The organism is Shewanella kaireitica, from assembly GCF_023284045.1.
GTDB lineage: Bacteria > Pseudomonadota > Gammaproteobacteria > Enterobacterales > Shewanellaceae > Shewanella > Shewanella kaireitica.
Window position 1 is genome coordinate 90,212 of the sequence record NZ_JAKIKQ010000009.1, and the last position, 18,436, is coordinate 108,647.

An 18,436-nucleotide genomic window follows, 5' to 3' on the forward strand; every position below is an offset into this window, starting at 1 on the left:
TCATTTTTACATTTTAGCCTCAAAGGCCTCTGCAAGAATCCAGCGCAGTTACTGATAAAACTAAAAAGCACTATTTATGATATTTAGCTATAAGTGGTAGCTAATTATATTTACTAAGCCAATTCGATTCCTAATAAAGATGTGGCTTAGGTAGCATAAGTCGATCCAATCTGTCGCAAATTGACACAATCCGAGCTAGAATGCGCGCAAATTACCGATTGGAGCCAATATGAAAATCACCGAAAAATGTGCAGTAAGCATCCATTACCGATTATCAGATGCAAAAGGCCAGCTTGTAGAAAGCTCTTTTGAAGGCGAGCCGATGCTATATTTGCACGGTGCAGAAAACATGATCCCAGGCCTAGAGGCTGCTCTTGAAGGTAAAGAGCAAGGTGACGTACTTGATGTAACTGTCGATGCAGAGCAAGGCTATGGCGCATACCATGATGGTCTATGCCAAGAAGTCCCATTATCAGCTTTTGGTGACATCGAAGATATCGTACCTGGCATGCGTTTCATCGCTGAAACAGAAATGGGACAACGTCCTGTTCAAGTGACAGAAGTTAAAGATGACGTTGTTATCGTAGATGGTAACCACCCTTTAGCAGGTCAAACACTGAGCTTTAACGTTGAAGTTCTTGACGTGCGCACTGCGACAGAAGAAGAAGTCGCTCACGGTCACATTCACGCGGCAGGTTCTAGCTGTGGCGGACACGAACATTCTCATGAAGGTGGATGTTGTGGTGGCGAGCATGAGCACAGCCATGAAGGCGGTTGTTGCAGTGACGACGAAACCAAAGAAGCTAAAGAGGGTTGCGATGGCAACGGTGGCTGTGGTTGCAGACACTAAAACTATCTAGCTCTTTAGACTGATTTAAGGCGCGTTTCATTACAAAAATGAAACGCGCTTTTTTTATGTTCTACACTCAAGAGCATGAATTGCGTGCAAAGGATTTGCCGATGTTATCGAAACCACTTTATGAGGCTTTACCCTACTGCTACATTGCTATTGGAAGCCTCTCACTATTAATTATCGAGCATCCCTTTGCGCAAGGACTTGCGATTATTCTCGTCCTATTAGGTAGCAGAGTTTACGCTCTTCGTTCCAATAACCGCCGCACAGATTCAAAAAAACGTCGTAAAAAAGGCTGGCTGCCCACTCAGGTTTATGAACATGTTCCCGCTCTGTGTTTTCTAGCTGCACTTTTAACCAACAAGTTAGACGCCAAAACAGCCCCTGTTTTCGGTCTTTGTCTGTGCAGTTATAGTATGTACATATTTATTCGACGGCTCAGTTATCGTAAGCACAAAGTTATTCATTCAAGCTACATTTAGCTACAAGGTCAACTGCTTTATCTGCACGCGCTGTGCTTCAGTCATGTGTTTTAAGTAATTAGAACAACGAGTGATGGTTGCGATACTAATTTGATATTCATGGGCGATTTGTCGCTGGCTCATATCCCCATGCAACAATGTCTGAAAAACCTTAAGCCTACCAGCAACAGCACTACGCTCCTCTTCGGTTAATAACAATTCGAACAGTGTCACTAAAGCACTGTGATCCTTTTGAGCCATGACTTTGTCTAAAACTAAATCCCACTCTGCGCGCATTTCAGCCTCAATGGTGTACTAGTGCATCATTACAGCCAGTTTATCAGGATTCAGTTTCCAGTCACGTATTTTGAGAGAAGAAATTTAAGTGCTATATCCAACTTAATTGTAACTAAGCGTAATTTTAATAAAAAACGAATGGAGTCAACTAGCTAAAAATAGGTACAATAGCGCGAAACAAGTCACATAACATAATAAAAACGTGAGAATAGCCATGAAAAAATCATTAAAGATGAGTCTAATCGCACTCGCTGCGACAGCAACTATTACTACTGGTGTGCAAGCTAATAATTTTGATGACGCTGATGACGCCATTCATTATCGTCAATCTGCTTTTGGGATGATTGCCTATAACTTTGGTGACATGGGCGCAATGCTAAAAGGCAAGAAAGATTACGACGCTAGCGTATTCGCCATGCGTGCGACAAATGTTGCTGCTCTTTCTAAGCTGCCACTTGAAGGTTTTATCAGTGGTTCTGATAAAGGTGAAACAGAAGCTCTTGCAAAGATCTGGAGTGATAAAACTGATTTTGATGCCAAGATGAAGACCTTCCAAGAGAATGCAGCTGTGCTTGCTTTAGCTGCAGAGAAAGGTGACAAGAAAGAGATCAAGAAAGCCTTTATGAATACAGGTAAGAGCTGTAAAGGTTGTCACGACGTATACAAGAAAGATTAAGTAACAAGAGAGCCAGCTTAGATTAAGCTGGCTCTTACATTTTACCCTTTACGATTCAAATATTGTCACTACAGCATATCGATAATCGGCAACATCAAATAATTCAACACCAACGCCCCTATCACCAGCAAGATTACAACTGCCTTTAATACCGATGCAAATGCTAAAGACGGCGCTTGAACTTCTGGAAGACGTTTATAGCCACTAAACATCGCCATTATAATTTTATCACCTTTTATCATATGTACACCGACAGCCAAAACATGTATCGCAGCTAATATCAAAATCAGATCAAAGTTCTTTTTGTGCAGCCAAGTTAACCATGCAGCAGTATCACTACTCACACTACTATATAGTGGCCCCTCGGTAAAAATGTCATCCGTTGCGAAAAGTCCACTCACCAGCTGCAAGCAAACAAGCGAGATGAGTGCGACAACCATATAGCCACCAACCGGATTATGCCCAACACTCGCAGAAATCCCATTCTGCTTAGTTTGCTTAAGGTAGTTAAATACCGTTTTCGGAGAGCGAACAAAATGGCTAAACCGTGCAGTATCACTGCCTATAAAGCCCCAAAGCAGTCGCGTGGCAAGTAAAATCATTAAACTGTAAGCCAGTAGTTGGTGCCACTCCATCTCTCCTGACTCAGCAGTCCACCATAATCCACCAAGCAAACACAACATCCCCCAGTGAAAGAGCCTTGTTGGAATATCCCATACTTTAACTTTGACAGTGTTTTGCGTCATGAATGTTCGGTCTCAGAAATTAATTGGTCTTTTGTGAGCATTATATATTGAGCTGAGGGTAAGAGCTATGGGGTTATTTATGCAGAGGATTTTAAAAAAACAGCTAATTGAGCGGGCTCTTATCTATTCAAATATGAACCTGTTTTTCGCGGTTTTCAAGGAAATTTTGGCAGTTATTGACTATATTTGTCTAAGTGATCAAATAAAAAGCGAACGATTTAAAAGACACTGTAAAACGTGATTTAGATCACGACTTTCGTTAGTGAGATTGTTAGTCTGAATTCAAGGAAACAACAAAAGGTTCGACATATGATAAAGATTACTAGCAAGCACTTCGAAGTTACTGAATCTATCCGCGAACGTATTGAAGCAAGATTAGCAAAATTAGCACGACACGATGTGCAGCTTATTAATCCACATGTAATCATACTACAGGAGAAACAAGGTTTTAAGATTGAAGCTTCTGTCGGCATTCCAAGTGCCAAGTTATTTGCCCAGGCGAAACATGAAGACCTATATGCAGCAATCAATGCAATGGGACAAAAGCTGGAGAAACAGCTAAATCGCCTAACACACAAACCAGAAAGCCAACGTCACGCAACACTTAAAAGAGAAGATGATGCCATTGATGAAGGCTTTGACGACAACATAGAGGAGGAATACGCAGCTTGATTTTATTATTAACTTTTGTCCAAAAGCGCACCTCAGGTGCGCTTTTTCTTACAAAATTTTCAAATAGCCCAAGTTTTGATTGACAGTAAACCGACTCCGCTTTAGTTTTAATCCATGAACAAAATCCAAACTGCGTTTTTTACTTTCTTTTTTATGCCCCCCACCCTCGGAGGCGGAATTTCGGTGTAAAAACGAAAGTGAAAATTCCAAAGCCTCCCACACGGGAGGCTTTTTTAATTCTAAGCGCGCTAAATAAGATGTAGAGGCACTAATGAGCAAACCACAACCTTTAAACCACACTCGAGAGCAAATAACGACTCTCGACAATGATCTTTTAGCTCTGCTGGCTAAACGCCGCGAGTTAAGTTTAGATGTTGCTCGTAGTAAAGAAGTGGATGTCAGACCTATACGCGATACAATCCGCGAAAAAGAGTTGCTAGCGCGCCTCGTTAAGCAAGGCCGCGAACAAGGGTTAGATGCGCATTATGTTATCTCGCTTTATCAAAGCATTATTGAAGATTCGGTACTAAACCAGCAAGCCTACTTACATGGCCGCGCTAATCCACAAACTCAACAGCAGCAGTATTGTGTTGCTTATCTCGGTGCTAGAGGCTCATATTCCTATTTAGCAGCAAGTCGCTACTGCGACAGACGCCAAGTTGAAATGCAGGATTTAGGCTGCCAAAGTTTTGATGAGATAGTGCAAGCGGTTGAATCTGGTCATGCAGATTATGGTTTCCTGCCGATAGAGAACACCTCTTCAGGTTCAATCAACGAAGTATACGATGTACTGCAACACACAAGTTTAGCCATTGTCGGCGAAACAACCATTGAAGTTGGACACTGCCTGCTAGCGAAAAGCGGCACCAACATCAATGATGTAAAAACAGTGTACGCGCACCCACAACCTATTAGTCAGTGCAGTCGTTATCTAAGTCAACATGGTGACTTCAAGCTAGAGTATTGCTCTAGTAGCGCTGAAGCAATGGATATGGTCTGTAACGCTCAAGACAACAGCGTTGCAGCTATTGGTAGCAGTGAGGGCGGCGCTTTATATCAGCTTGAAGCTATCGAGACAGGCTTAGCCAATCAAAAAATTAACCAAAGTCGCTTTATTGTTGTCGCCCGTAAAGCCGTTGATGTTCCTGAACAATTACCTGCCAAGTGCACCTTGATTATGGCCACAGGACAAAAACCCGGCGCCTTGGTCGAAGCTTTATTAGTGCTAAAGGCTAGAAACCTAAATATGAGTAAACTCGAATCGCGTCCAATTCCCGGTACACCATGGGAAGAGATGTTCTATTTGGACATCGACGCAAACCTTTCCAGTGAGCCAATGCAAGCAGCATTAAAAGAGCTAGAAAGAACGACGCGCTTTATCAAGGTATTGGGATGTTACCCATGTGAAACGGTCAACCCTACACAACTAACCAACAGCCAATTGATGATTGAACCTAGTACATCAAAAGTAAGCACTTTAGCGAGCACCGCATCGACCAAAGAGAAACGCTATAGCAAAGAGTTTAAAACCCAAGCAACAGAGATAGTTTGTGGCCAACTCAATATAGGTAACAATCATTTGGCCGCCATTGCTCAATTGCACCTGCCTTTTGAAACGACCGAGTTTGAGCAACGCGCGAAAGCATTAAAAGAAGCTGGATTCCAAGCGGTAGTGATCCAAGGTTTAAGTCAACAAAGAGAACTACTTGTATCACTCTCTCAATTTAAAAAGACCTTAGAACAGTTTGGACTCGTGTGTATTTTAATGGTTGAGCATGAAACCGACTTAGCTGTAACCGCTCAGATAGCTGATGCGATTATATTGTCTGGTACGCAAATGTATAACCAAGCAATACTCACTCAGTTAGGCTCATTGTTGCTGCCAGTCATTATAGAACGAAATACCATGGCGAGTATTGATGACTTGTTAGATGCTGCTGAGGTGGTATTGAGTCAAGGCAATCAACAATTGGCGCTATGTGAATCTGGTGTAAGTACACTGAATAATTCAGGCAAACCGTCACTGGATTTAGCGGCGTTAGTACAGCTTAAAACGGCTAGCCACCTACCTGTGCTAGTCAACCCTAGCTACGCTGTAGAAACTGAGCAGCTAGCAGGATTTAGCACAGCGATTAAGCAACTTGGCGGCGACGGCATAGTCGTCAATATCGCCAGCATTGAACAGGCAGGTAATAGCGAGGAGCAACAAACGCTACTTAACGATCTACTCAACAATCTATACCGCTAAAAATAGTTAATAATAACGGCCGTGAGCACTTACGCTCACGGCCATTATTATGTGTTACATCGTGCCTTTATCTTCGGCATTGCTCTTATCAATGAGCCGAGGAATAGTTGTTCCTTGAACCAAGATGGAAAACACGACCACTGCGTAGGTCATCACCATCAATAGCTCCCTCAAATCAATATTACTCCCCGTCGCCAACATCACTCCTGTAGGTAAGCTCATCGCCATCGCTAATGCTAAGCCACCTCTGAGTCCACCCCAGACAAGAATTTTTTCAGCAAAAGAGTTGTAATGCTTTACTCGGCGAAAAGCCAAATATGGCAAGTAAACACTCACTGAACGGCCAAGCAGCACAATCGGAACTGATAGCAGCATGAACCACCAAAGCTCAGCATCGAAATCAATAAGCAGTAACAGTAGACCTAGTAGTAAGAACAGCAGTGAGTTAAAGAACGACTCAATCAGCCCCCAAAAACTCTCTAGAGTGACACATTCGTTCTTTTTCAGTAGTTTAGGAATACTTAAATTGCCAGCGATAATCCCAGCAGTTACCATTGCTAAAGGCCCTGAAACACCAATCATATCTGCCACCACATAACCTGCAGTGGGTAGCAATAGAGTCATCAACAGATACTGGGTTTTATCTTCAGAGAAGCCCAACATAAAATGTAAGCCTGCGGCGAGAATAGCACCATAAATAACGCCACCGACCGCTTCTTGTAAAAATAGACCTGCGATACCCATTACCGTCAACGGTTCAGTGGAAAAGGCAACCTGTGAGATAGCAACAAAAATCACTAAACCTATACCATCATTAAACAATGACTCGCCTTCAACTTGTGTAGCAATGTCTTCAGGCGCACCAAGTTGCTTGATGATAGCCAGCACCGCTATCGGATCGGTTGGTGATATAAGTGCACCAAATAACAAGCAGTAGCTAAGTTGAAGCGATAAGCCTAGAAAGCTAGAAACCCAATAAAGTACACCACCAATAACTGCCGTCGAGATAAGCGTACCCACAAAGGCAAGGGTGAATATCTCCCAGCGCTGCTTTTTAAGTACCTGTAGTTTTATTTGCAGCGCCCCAGCAAACAGTAAAAAACCCAACATACCGTTAAGCAACAAAGCTTTAAAGTCGAGCTGTTCAAGATCAGTTACTAAGCTTGAATAAACTGACACACCGAAGATCTTCCCTGCCGCTAAGATGAGTAAACTCAACAATAAGGCTAATGCTGTGATGGTAATGGTGTCTTGCCATCGATGTAAGCGAGAAGAGATTAACGAAATAACTAAAGAAAGCGCAGATAGCAGGCAGAGAATTTCATAGCTGGTCACAGGTTGTACTCGTAATTAAGGCCTAGAGATAGGCGAAGTTATATACAACGGCCTTCAATGAGGCTCAACCAGCCTTTAAATATACGACCACTAAACCAAACTGAAGCAGCAACATAGAGCATTGCGCTAAGCCAAGGTTGATTACTTAAGTAACCGATGGCCATAACCAGTAACATACAGATAATCGACCATCGCTGCCACCTAAGGTGGGATGCAAGCATAGAACTTAAGGTATTTGGACGTTGGTTTAAGTTAATACATAAGCTTAATACCGCAGGGAGTAACACAATAGGGAAGCATGCCATTAGCCCGTAGAGCATATGAGCAAGACTTTTGTCTTCTAAAGGTAAAGCTTCAGTATGCGTTGTTGATACCATATTCCACTCCACCAAAAAAGAAAAGACAGGCGTAAATTACATTACTGCCTGCCTTTAACCTTACTTTCTCATTGTGAGTTTCGCAACTTTCACTACTGATTTATTTGGAATTACTTAACATTCTTTACTGAGCAAAGTTTAAAGTTCTAGCGTGACGTTAGACTTCAACTTAGTTGAGCAAGCTAATACGTAGCCTTGCGCTATCTCGTCAGCGGTCAATGACATTTGACTGGTTGACTCAGTTTCACCCTCTACCACCTTACATTTGCAGGCACCGCAGACACCTGAGCGGCATGCAGCAATAATAGGTAGGCCTTCGGCCTCAACACCATCGAGCACAGTTTGCTCACTAGAAAGTGCCCGGGTTCTGTCGCCAATTTGCAACATAAAGCCACTCTTTTCATCACTTGCAGCAACCTCTTTTGCCGCTGCAAGCTCACCAAGATCGCCTTTGAACGAACCGAAGCTCTCTTGATGAAACTTACTCATATCAAAATCAATTGATTCAAGCAGTGTTTTTACCGCTGCCATATATGGCTCAGGTCCACAGACAAATACTGTGCGCGAGTGAAAGTCTGCAACTAATCGCTGTAGATTGTCCGCAGACAACCTGCCGGCTTCACTGTCGACATGAGCACAAGTCTCGGAATCGACGTTTTCTAAAATATAGTTAAGTTTAAACTGGTCACTGCGATCAGCCATCTGCTCAAGCGGTTGCTTGAAAATGAGATCCTCTGTTGACTTAGCGCTATGTAAAAAAGCAATATCTGGATTAATCTGAGTATCCGCCAACCATCTAGACATTGAGTACATCGGCGTGATCCCGCAACCAGCGCTCAAAAATAGGTATTTTTCAGCTTCTATATCGATCAGGTTAAAGGCACCATCTGGTCCTAAGGCACGCACAACATGACCAACGTCTAGGTTGTTAGCAAGGTAGTTCGATACCTTACCGCCCTCAATCTGCTTAACGGTCAATACAATTGAAAATGGACGAGATGGTGATGAGCTAATGGTGTAACTGCGGCCGATTTTCTCACCATTTATCTCTAGCAATAATGTAAGGAACTGCCCCGGTTTAAAGTGAAACTTTGCCGGTCTCACACCTTGGAAACGAAAACTGATCACATCATGAGTTTCATGCCATTTTTCCACACAAACCAATTGATGCTCACCCGCTTGCCACTGCTCAGCAGTGAAAGAGCCATTTACAGGTGTATTCGTACTATTCATCATTTCTTTTTACCCTATTACCGACATAAAAATGGCCACATATGAGTGGCCATTTTTACTAACTCATCAGCGCCTAAACGAGCTGTTACGCCACGTTTAGAATGCGATTAAGATCCGCTTCTACAGTTGTTGTAGTGCGTAGTCCAAACTTCTCTTCTAACACGTTAGCTAAGTTTGCAGTTAAGAACGCTGGCGCCGTTGGACCAGTAAGGATGTTCTTCACTCCTAGAGACAGTAACGTAAGCAATACCACAATCGCTTTTTGCTCAAACCAAGACAATACCAAGGTCAAAGGAAGCTCATTGATGTCACACTCAAATGCTTCTGAAAGTGCAATTGCAAGTTGGATTGCTGAGTAAGCATCATTACACTGACCAATATCCAGTAAACGTGGGATACCGTTGATATCACCAAACTCAAGTTTGTTGAACTTGTACTTACCACAACCTAAAGTCAGGATAAGCGAGTCATCAGGCGCTTGAGTGGCTATATCTGTGAAGTATCCACGCTCCTCTTTATCACCGTCACAACCACCAACCAAGAAGAAATGCTTAATAGCACCACTTTTCACATTATCAATCACGGTTGGTGCAGCTGCCATAAGTGCGTTACGAGCAAAGCCTATAGTGATTAGATGGGGGATCTCATCATAAGCAAAACCTTCTAAAGCCTCAGCTTTAGCGATAACAGCACTAAAATCATCACCGATGATGTGACTAACACCAGGCCAGCCAACAATACTACGAGTGAAGATTCGGTCTGAATAATCGCCCACATTAGGGTCGATAATACAGTTAGAAGTCATTACTACAGCACCAGGGAATGTGGCGAACTCTTTCTGTTGGTTCTGCCATGCACTACCGTAGTTACCTACAAGGTGTGGGTATTTTTTCAACTCTGGGTAAGCAAGTGCAGGTAGCATTTCACCGTGAGTGAATACGTTGATGCCCTTACCTTCAGTTTGTTGCAAGATAAGCTCTAGATCTTTCATGTCATGACCAGACACTAAAATAGCTTTACCTTTTACAGATTTGGTGTTCACTTGAGTTGGCTCTGGGTGACCAAATGCGTGTGTCTCGCCTTCATCGAGCATCGCCATGACGCGGTAGTTTAGCTGACCGATTTGCATTGCGGTTTCAAATAGCTTGTCACCATCAACAGAATCTTCACCTAGAAAAGCCATAATTTCGTGGAATTCACCAGCAACTTCATCGTTAGTTTGGTCAAGAACGCGAGCATGCTCCATGTAAGCCGCTGCGCCTTTAAGGCCATATAAGCAAAGTAAACGTAAACCCATGATATCCTCATGAACTTCATCTTTACCGCGGTTAGGCGCAGCTTGAAGAGCTTGTGTTAGCATCTCAGGCTTAGTTGTACCCAAGACTAGCTGCATTGTCGCTGTTGGAGCTTTTGCTTCAACATTTAGCTCAGCACATTTAGCTTCATAAGCTGTTTGTAAACGACTACGGAAAGTGTTTGCTTGCGCTGTGTATTCAATAATACGGTCATCATCGAAGTTAACATTGGTTAGCGTAGCAAAGAATGCCTTTGGCACAAAAGTGTCAATCTCGTGATCGATAACGCCGACTTCACGAGCACGAACAGCGTATGCTGACACCCCTTGAAGAATATAAATCAGAAGATCTTGTAGGTCTGATGTATCAGACGACTTACCACACATACCTTGAGTGTAACTACAGCCATTGCCCGCAGGCGTTCTAATTGTTTGCTCACATTGAATACAAAACACGACACTTACTCCTAATACTTAATACATGCATATAATTTGCATCTTTAAAGCTAAGTTTACGCCGATTAAAAAATTGCAAAAGCACTTTTTATCGACAAAGACTAAAACTATGAAAGAGATCACTTTAAGCGAATGCTAAATTATAAATATTGGCTGATATTTGCCTTATATTGGCCATGGATAAGAATCAACCTGATAACGACTCTCATTTCAGTGTGTTTGAATTAAAGTAAAGACGCTGGAGTCGGCTTTGTAATGGGTTTTGAATTAGTATTTTGAGGACTGGATAAGAATTTTATAAATGCTAGAAAACAAAAAAGGAGCCGTGGCTCCTTTTATCTCTCACAAAAACTCAAATCAGGTTAGCCAGTTTTCATGTCATTCACAGATTGCAGCATTGCGCGGCTTTCACGTTGAAACTGCGGTGCAAAATCACCAAACCACTGCGCAACTTCTTCAAACTGCTTAACAAAAGCCTCTCGATTACCAGATTTTAGGATCTGCAATGCCTGTGAGTAATTATCAAGGTAGTCACTAATAGCAACTAAACTCTCCTCTTGAGCAAAGATGATGTCAGCGTAGAGTTCTGGACTCTGGGCAAACAAGCGCCCTACCATCGCCAGCTCTAAACGGTAAATAGGCGAGCTAAACTGCAACAACGACTCAATATCGGCTTCCTCTTTATAAAGATTAAGCCCATAAACAAATGAGGAGAAATGGCGCATCGCTTGCACCAGCTGCATCGCTTTGTCATGTTTTTCAGGCTCAGCCTCAACAATGCGTGCACCCCAAATTTTTATCTGCTCGATAAGCCATTGGTATTCAGACTCACCGCGACCATGACAAACCACAACAACTTGCTTAGCAAGGCTACCAACGTCAGGGCCAAACATCGGGTGCAATCCCAAAACCGGTCCACAATGGGCCGCTAACATAGCTTCAACTGGCGCACTCTTAATCGAGGTTAAGTCCGCAAGAATACAGTTGCTTGGTAGCTGGGTCAGCTTACTGGCAATCAATTCGCAGGTAATATTGATAGGCACGGTAACAATGACGAGACCAGCGCCGTCAAAAATAGTTTGGCTATTAAGCCAGTCATCTTTATCTAACGACTTAACTTCATATCCAGATAAAGTAAGCATCTGCGAAAATAACCCGCCAAGCTTACCTTCTCCACCGACAATGACCACATGCCCTAAATCAGCTTTAACTTGCTTAAAGCCAACATCCTTTTCATTAAGGTAAGACTCGCGCATTAAACGCCGTAAAATGTCTTCAATAAGTTGCGGTGCAACGTCCATCGCTTGTGCTTCTGCGCGCCTTTTAGCTAGCATCTTCGCTTCACGCTGTGGCGCATAGATTGGAAGCCCTGCACCGTGCTTAACAGCGCCTACTTGCGCCACTAAATCTAAACGCTTTCTGAGTAGGTGCAGTAATTGCTGGTCAACGCCATCAATCAAGCCTCTTAGGTTTTCAAGCTCTGCAGTGGTCTTCTCGTTCATTACTCTCTCTTCCATCAGCCGTTTGCTACTTTCAGCATATCAAACCTTGTTGGTAATACTGAAGCTAAGTCTGCAGCTCCACTGCGTAATAATGTATCGGTTGTCTGCCAATCAATACATGCATCAGTAACAGACACGCCATAAGCGAGTTCACTAACCGGCAAATCACTACTCTGCTTGCCCGCATTAAGGTGGCTTTCAAGCATCACACCAATAATCGACTGGTTGCCGTTAAGAATTTGATTGAATACATCTTCGCATACTGGTGTCTGCTTATTGTGATCTTTTGAAGAGTTACCGTGACTACAATCAACAATCAAGCGTGCATTCAAATTGGCTGCATGTAACTGCTGTTCGCACTCAGCGACACTTGCGGCATCGTAATTTGGCGCTTTACCGCCACGCAAAATCACATGCCCGTCTGGATTACCCGCTGTTTGCAGCAGGGCAACTTGGCCTTTTTGGTTTATCCCCATAAAGCGGTGGCTACTTGCGGCTGATTCTAATGCATTTATTGCTACGCCTAATTTGCCATCGGTACCATTTTTGAAGCCAACTGGCATAGATAGACCCGATGCCATCTCACGGTGAGTTTGTGATTCAGTTGTACGTGCGCCAATAGCTGACCAAGTGATCAACTCTGACATGTACTGGGGGCTAATAGGATCAAGCGCTTCAGTCGCAACCGGCAGCTCAAGCTCAGCAAGCCAAATCATCAGTTCGCGTGCTTTACGTAAGCCTTTATCAACATCAAATGACTCATCCATATCTGGATCGTTGATCATCCCCTTCCAACCTACAGTGGTGCGTGGCTTCTCAAAGTACACCCGCATCAATACGTAAAATTGGTCACCCAACTCATCATGGAGCTTTTTAAGTTTAAGCGCGTACTCTTTAGCGGCATCAATATCATGGATTGAACAAGGTCCAGAGATCACCAACACTCGATTATCTCGTTTGTGGACGATGTCGGATACGGTTTTACGCGCATTAATCACATATTGACTAGCATGAGCAGATAATGGCAAAGCACGCTTTAGCTCCTCTGGAGTCACCAACACTTTCTCTGAACTAATATGTACGTTGTTAATTGTATCTTGCTGCATGCTCATCACCTGATTTAAGTCTTCTACTGTTGCAAACCAATTTGCAGAGTTAACCGTTAGCTAAACTAATTAATCGTAACGCCGTACTGCTACACCATTACATCTTGAGAGCACTATGCCAGCGAGCAAGGCTAAGATCAAGCAGCAAATTTAAATAATGAAAATTATTGTTGTTGGTTTGGCTCTCTATGATGCTTCAGCGTTTGAAACAAGGCACTGGCTATAAGTCTTCAGAATAGGAAAATGAAAGATCATAAATCGCAGCCAACAAAAAACCGCCATATAGGCGGTTTCTCGTGCGAACACTGCATCTTTTTTTAGCCGAACTAATTATTACTAAAAAGTAATTACTTAGTTGAAAGCTTCTCACGGATACGTGCAGACTTACCTGAACGCTCACGTAGGTAGTAAAGCTTAGCACGACGAACACGGCCGCGACGCTTAACTTCGATGCTAGAGATGATTGGGCTGTGAGTCTGGAACGCACGCTCAACACCTTCACCATTAGAGATTTTACGTACTGTGAATGCAGAGTGAACGCCGCGGTTACGCTTAGCGATTACAACGCCTTCAAACGCCTGTAGACGCTCTTTACCGCCTTCTACAACACGTACTTTTACAACTACTGTATCACCGGCACCAAATTCTGGTACGTCGGTTTTCATTTGCTCTTCGTTGAGCATTTTGATGATGTTATTCATTAAATAAACTCCATACTAGTAATAACTGCGCTTCGACTAAGCATCTTGTTTGATGCTGTCAACAAATTCAGCTAAAAGCTGCTCTTGTTCGCCAGTCAGAGCTAGATTTTCAAGTAATTCTGGTCGTCTTAACAAAGTTCTTCCGAGACTTTGTTGCAAACGCCAGCGTCTAATATGTTCGTGGTTGCCACTTAGTAACACGGCTGGAACATCCAGCCCATCCATACTTTCAGGACGCGTATAGTGGGGGCAATCCAGTAAACCGTCAGAGAAGGAGTCCTGCTCTGCTGAAGCCTTCTTTCCTAGCACGCCAGGAACAAGTCTCGATACTGAATCAATCAAAGTCATCGCAGGAAGTTCACCGCCCGAAAGCACGTAATCTCCAATCGACCACTCTTCGTCCACTTCAGTTTGTATAATGCGCTCATCGACACCTTCGTATCGTCCACACACTAAGACCAAACAGGATGATTTTGCTAACTCTTCAACGCCTTGCTGTGTCAGCTTACGGCCTTGAGGAGAAAGGTAGATCACCTTTGCCTCTTTTCCAGCTGCAGCTTTCGCCGCATGGATGGCATCACGTAGAGGTTGCACCATCATTAACATGCCAGGGCCACCACCGTATGGGCGGTCATCCACTGTCTTATGTTTATCATGGGTGAAATCACGAGGATTCCACGTTTGCATCTCTAGTAATCCTTTACTAACTGCACGACCCGTTACACCAAAGTCTGTTACGGCACGAAACATCTCCGGAAACAGGGTTACTACCCCTAACCACATCTGCTCTACCTCGACTTAAAAGTCCGGATCCCAATCCACTAAAATCTGTTTTGCCGTCAAATCCACCTTTTGGATGAACTGTTCGGTAACAAAGGGGATCATTCGTTCCGCTTTGCCAAAGCCATCTTTTGCGTTAGCTTTAACTAGGAGTACGTCATTTGATCCTGTTTCCACGATCTCTTGCACTTTACCCATGTTATAGCCTTTGGTATTCACCACTTCACATCCGATAAGATCTCGCCAGTAGAATTCATCTTCTGGCAAAACTTCCATCTGTTCAGGAGTGACGGCAATCTCACAATTTGTAAGTGCCTGAGCCTGATCCCGTGTTTCTACGCCTTCAAGACAAGCGACTACCGCTTTACCTTGCATACGCCACTGGAGGACTTTAACCTCACGCCATTCACCTTGCTCTTTTAACAACCAAGGAGAATAATCAAAAATACCTTCAACAGAATCGGTATAGGTAGTGATCTTCAACCAACCTTTAATGCCGTGACTTGAACCTAATTTCCCAAGTACGACGGGTTCTTGTTTACTGCTCATCAATCTATACCTTAACGCTATTAAGCAGCTGCTTTACGAGCGTCTTTGATCAATTTTGCTACACGGTCAGATGTAGCAGCACCGTTAGAAACCCAGTGCTCAACACGGTCAAGATCTAAGCGTAGAGCTTCTTCTTGGCCACGAGCTAATGGGTTAAAAAAGCCAACACGCTCAATGAAACGACCGTCACGGGCGTTACGGCTGTCAGCAACAACGATGTTATAAAATGGACGCTTTTTTGCGCCGCCACGAGCTAAACGAATGGTAACCATGCGTTTTGTATCCTCTAATGATTTGCTTTTTATCAAGCAAAAATAAAAACTGAAACTCCGTGTTCGCGGAGAGCCCCAGATAGAAAGCCGGCCGATTTTACCTGACTGACCGGCGAATGCAACCGTAATCGACGTTTATTACGCCAAAAACGATTTACAGGCTAGAATGAAAACTCACTCTAGCCTGTAAAATTTTGTACGGAACGATTAATAATAGACTAGCGGCCTGGCATTTTCATACCCGGTGGTAACATACCGCTCATACCACGCATCATCTTTTTCATGCCGCCTTTAGATGACATTTTCTTCATCATCTTCTGCATCTGAGTAAACTGTTTAAGTAAACGGTTTACATCTTGAATTTGTGTACCAGACCCCATAGCAATACGGCGCTTACGAGAGCCTTTAATAATGTCAGGACGTTGACGTTCACCGGGAGTCATTGAGTTGATAATAGCTTCCATTTGTCCAGTCATCTTACCGTCTTGAACTTGAGCAAGCGCTTCTGGTGGCAGTTGACCAACACCTGGCAGCTTCTCAATCATGTTCATCATGCCGCCCATGTTCTTCATCTGCTGCAGCTGCTCACGGAAATCTTCTAAATCGAAACTACCGCCCTTTTTGACCTTAGAGGCAAGTTTCATCGCCTTTTCTTGGTCAACGCCGCGCTCGACTTCTTCAATCAGCGATAATACATCGCCCATACCAAGAATACGCGAAGCGATTCGGTCTGGGTGGAAAGCTTCTAGTGCGTCAGTTTTCTCACCGACACCCAAGAACTTAATCGGTTTACCCGTAATATTACGAATCGATAACGCTGCACCACCGCGAGCATCACCATCCACTTTTGTCAGTACAACACCCGTTAGTGGTAGCGCTTCATTAAAGGCTTTAGCAGTGTTAGCCGCATCTTGACCCGTCATGGCATCAACCACAAACAAGGTCTCAACAGGGTTTACAGTCGCGTGAAGCTCTTTAATTTCGTCCATCATCGCTTCATCAACATGTAAGCGACCTGCCGTATCGACAATCACTACATCAATGAACTTAAGCTTGGCATGTGCAATCGCAGCATTAGCAATATCAACAGGCTTTTGGCTAACATCTGATGGGAAAAACTCAACTTCAACTTCTTCAGCTAAGGTTTCTAGTTGCTTGATTGCAGCAGGACGGTATACGTCAGCACTGACAACCAATACAGATTTCTTTTCACGCTCTCGCAAAAACTTTGACAGCTTAGCGACACTGGTAGTTTTACCCGCGCCTTGCAGACCCGCCATCATTATCACTGCCGGAGGTTGAGCTGATAGATCCAAAGCCTCGTTGGCTTCGCCCATCGCATTTTCTAGCTCACTCTGGACAATCTTAATAAACGCCTGTCCTGGGCTTAGGCTTTTAGAAACCTCTTGTCCGACAGCACGCTCTTTTACGCTATTAACAAATTCGCGCACAACCGGTAAAGCAACATCGGCCTCAAGTAGGGCCATACGAACTTCGCGCAAAGTTTCCTTAACGTTTTCTTCCGTTAAGCGACCACGGCCACTGATATTCTTCAGCGTACGTGACAATCTGTCAGTTAAGTTCTCAAACATTATCCAGTTCTTTACCGTTTTAAATTGATATTGATGGGCAGTATTATAGCGATGCCCAGATATTATGCTACTCAATGAGCCAAGTAACTTGCCTTACATCAGTCCTATCGACGACATTTTATGAAAAAACTGACCTAAGACATAGATTCAGCCTATTTTTGCAACCAATGTCACTGCCCAAATAACCCAAGCTCATGTTAATCTAACCACTGGGTTTCTGTGATTCAAATCCTATGACTTTAGAATAGAAACTTGGTGGGTTACGATTTGTGATTCAGTAATTTAACTTCTGATTGAATCAAGTTAATATAAGTCTGCTTTGACTTTTGGTTAGGGCCAACAAGCTAATAAAACAATTAGCTCACAACAATAGGTTAATACTCAATGGTTATTTTTTCAGCTTCAGCCATGTTTTTTTACAGTATTGCTTTGGTTCTCGTCGCGACTCGTCTTTTTCACGCAGATGGACCAAACAGGAAATTAGTTGCAGGCGTTGCAGCCATAGGTGTTGTGTTGCATGCAGCCGCCCTATCACAAGCGGTATTTACTGGTGATGGTCAAAACTTTAGCTTGACTAATGTCATCTCTTTGGTGAATTGGATTATCACCTTTAGCTTTACCATATTGCTGTTTCGCCTCAAGGTTATCGTCGTGGTACCAGTGGTCTACGCCTGCTCGGTGATCTCCGTCGCGCTATTATGGCTCGTTCCACCAGAATACATCACTCACTTTGAGATCCACCCAGATGTATTGGTGCATGTCGTATTGTCACTAATGGCATACAGTGCCTTAATGATTGCAGCACTTTATGCAATCCAATTAGCCATCATTCAACATCGACTCAAGAGCAAGAAGCTGGTTATGACGTCAGCGATGCCGCCATTAATGACGGTTGAAAAGCAGCTTTACCACTTAGTGATTGTCGGCGTCATTCTATTAAGTTTAGCACTGGCAACGGGCTTCATATTCCTTGACGATATGTTCGAAGAGGGGAAAGGTCACAAAGCGATTTTGTCCATCCTTGCATGGTGTGTGTATATAGGTATGCTAGCGCAGCAATATTGGGTCGGTTGTAAGATTAGAACAGCCGTTGCATACACCTTGACTGGCGGAGTTTTACTATCACTTGCCTACTTTGGTGCCCGTATTGTTAAAGAGTTAATCCTCGGTTAATCCCACTCTCGTCAGTTGGCTCAATCGATTCAGTATTGAGCCAAACTTGACATGTTTTCGAAATATCTGTAATTACTAATTTTTTACGGTTTTAATTAATCCACAGCGGAGCT

19 protein-coding genes and 1 other annotated feature are annotated in these 18,436 nt (G+C 43.4%); of the genes, 6 read left to right on the forward strand and 13 right to left on the reverse strand.

What is annotated here, in order from left to right; translation table 11 throughout:
• Positions 1 to 229: 229 nt before the first annotated feature.
• Together slyD and L2730_RS12735 are read left to right on the forward strand one after the other, a co-directional pair.
• Positions 230 to 850, forward strand: coding sequence for a peptidylprolyl isomerase (gene slyD, locus L2730_RS12730; protein ID WP_248974937.1), 621 nt, complete (start codon positions 230 to 232; stop codon positions 848 to 850).
• Between the two features lie 110 nt (positions 851 to 960).
• Positions 961 to 1,335: a hypothetical protein gene (locus L2730_RS12735; RefSeq protein WP_248974938.1), complete on the forward strand. Its 375-nt coding sequence runs from the start codon at positions 961 to 963 to the stop codon at positions 1,333 to 1,335.
• Here the strand turns inward: L2730_RS12735 and trpR are convergent, their stop codons facing one another.
• Positions 1,336 to 1,611 carry a trp operon repressor gene (gene trpR, locus L2730_RS12740; RefSeq protein WP_248974939.1) on the reverse strand — a complete coding sequence of 92 codons (276 nt, stop codon included), beginning with the start codon at positions 1,609 to 1,611 and terminating at the stop codon, positions 1,336 to 1,338.
• 232 nt (positions 1,612 to 1,843) lie between these two features.
• On the opposite strand from trpR, the gene L2730_RS12745 reads away from it, so the two are divergent.
• Positions 1,844 to 2,287: a c-type cytochrome gene (locus L2730_RS12745; RefSeq protein WP_248974994.1), complete on the forward strand. Its 444-nt coding sequence runs from the start codon at positions 1,844 to 1,846 to the stop codon at positions 2,285 to 2,287.
• A gap of 68 nt (positions 2,288 to 2,355) precedes the next feature.
• Here L2730_RS12745 and L2730_RS12750 read toward each other — a convergent pair whose 3' ends face one another.
• The gene (locus L2730_RS12750; RefSeq protein ID WP_248974940.1) at positions 2,356 to 3,033 is read right to left on the reverse strand and encodes a cytochrome b/b6 domain-containing protein; all 678 of its coding nucleotides are present in this window, start codon (positions 3,031 to 3,033) and stop codon (positions 2,356 to 2,358) included.
• Positions 3,034 to 3,342: 309 nt separating this feature from the next.
• Between L2730_RS12750 and hpf the strand changes: the two genes are divergently transcribed.
• On the forward strand, positions 3,343 to 3,705 hold the full coding sequence (hpf, locus tag L2730_RS12755) for a ribosome hibernation-promoting factor, HPF/YfiA family (RefSeq protein WP_020913783.1): 363 nt from the start codon (positions 3,343 to 3,345) through the stop codon (positions 3,703 to 3,705).
• 119 nt (positions 3,706 to 3,824) lie between these two features.
• Positions 3,825 to 3,943: a sequence feature (Phe leader region), on the forward strand.
• 33 nt (positions 3,944 to 3,976) lie between these two features.
• The gene (pheA, locus tag L2730_RS12760; protein WP_248974941.1) at positions 3,977 to 5,953 is read left to right on the forward strand and encodes a prephenate dehydratase; all 1,977 of its coding nucleotides are present in this window, start codon (positions 3,977 to 3,979) and stop codon (positions 5,951 to 5,953) included.
• Between the two features lie 54 nt (positions 5,954 to 6,007).
• Here the strand turns inward: pheA and L2730_RS12765 are convergent, their stop codons facing one another.
• The 11 genes from L2730_RS12765 to ffh all read right to left on the reverse strand — a co-directional run bounded on the left by L2730_RS12765 (position 6,008) and on the right by ffh (position 17,150).
• On the reverse strand, positions 6,008 to 7,288 hold the full coding sequence (locus tag L2730_RS12765; protein ID WP_248974942.1) for a cation:proton antiporter: 1,281 nt from the start codon (positions 7,286 to 7,288) through the stop codon (positions 6,008 to 6,010).
• Positions 7,289 to 7,326: 38 nt separating this feature from the next.
• Positions 7,327 to 7,665: a hypothetical protein gene (locus L2730_RS12770; RefSeq protein ID WP_248974943.1), complete on the reverse strand. Its 339-nt coding sequence runs from the start codon at positions 7,663 to 7,665 to the stop codon at positions 7,327 to 7,329.
• 138 nt (positions 7,666 to 7,803) lie between these two features.
• A complete protein-coding gene (locus tag L2730_RS12775) occupies positions 7,804 to 8,901 on the reverse strand; it encodes an FAD-binding oxidoreductase (protein ID WP_248974944.1) in 1,098 nt (365 codons plus the stop codon).
• A gap of 82 nt (positions 8,902 to 8,983) precedes the next feature.
• Positions 8,984 to 10,648, reverse strand: coding sequence for a hydroxylamine reductase (hcp, locus tag L2730_RS12780; protein WP_220738964.1), 1,665 nt, complete (start codon positions 10,646 to 10,648; stop codon positions 8,984 to 8,986).
• 362 nt (positions 10,649 to 11,010) lie between these two features.
• Positions 11,011 to 12,150 carry a bifunctional chorismate mutase/prephenate dehydrogenase gene (gene tyrA, locus L2730_RS12785; protein ID WP_248974945.1) on the reverse strand — a complete coding sequence of 380 codons (1,140 nt, stop codon included), beginning with the start codon at positions 12,148 to 12,150 and terminating at the stop codon, positions 11,011 to 11,013.
• 14 nt (positions 12,151 to 12,164) lie between these two features.
• A complete protein-coding gene (locus L2730_RS12790; protein ID WP_220738967.1) occupies positions 12,165 to 13,256 on the reverse strand; it encodes a 3-deoxy-7-phosphoheptulonate synthase in 1,092 nt (363 codons plus the stop codon).
• A gap of 347 nt (positions 13,257 to 13,603) precedes the next feature.
• Complete coding sequence (gene rplS / locus L2730_RS12795) at positions 13,604 to 13,957, reverse strand: 50S ribosomal protein L19 (protein ID WP_020913791.1); 354 nt, start codon at positions 13,955 to 13,957, stop codon at positions 13,604 to 13,606.
• Between the two features lie 36 nt (positions 13,958 to 13,993).
• Positions 13,994 to 14,740 (reverse strand): tRNA (guanosine(37)-N1)-methyltransferase TrmD, encoded by a 747-nt coding sequence (gene trmD / locus L2730_RS12800; protein ID WP_248974946.1) that lies wholly within the window; start codon positions 14,738 to 14,740, stop codon positions 13,994 to 13,996.
• Positions 14,741 to 14,755: 15 nt separating this feature from the next.
• A complete protein-coding gene (rimM, locus tag L2730_RS12805) occupies positions 14,756 to 15,286 on the reverse strand; it encodes a ribosome maturation factor RimM (protein ID WP_020913793.1) in 531 nt (176 codons plus the stop codon).
• A gap of 20 nt (positions 15,287 to 15,306) precedes the next feature.
• Positions 15,307 to 15,558, reverse strand: a complete 252-nt coding sequence (gene rpsP, locus L2730_RS12810; protein ID WP_044556030.1) for a 30S ribosomal protein S16 — start codon at positions 15,556 to 15,558, stop codon at positions 15,307 to 15,309.
• Positions 15,559 to 15,776: 218 nt separating this feature from the next.
• On the reverse strand, positions 15,777 to 17,150 hold the full coding sequence (gene ffh / locus L2730_RS12815) for a signal recognition particle protein (RefSeq protein WP_248974947.1): 1,374 nt from the start codon (positions 17,148 to 17,150) through the stop codon (positions 15,777 to 15,779).
• 384 nt (positions 17,151 to 17,534) lie between these two features.
• Here ffh and L2730_RS12820 point away from each other — a divergent pair, with 384 nt between their 5' ends.
• Complete coding sequence (locus L2730_RS12820; RefSeq protein ID WP_248974948.1) at positions 17,535 to 18,323, forward strand: cytochrome C assembly family protein; 789 nt, start codon at positions 17,535 to 17,537, stop codon at positions 18,321 to 18,323.
• Positions 18,324 to 18,436: the final 113 nt, after the last annotated feature.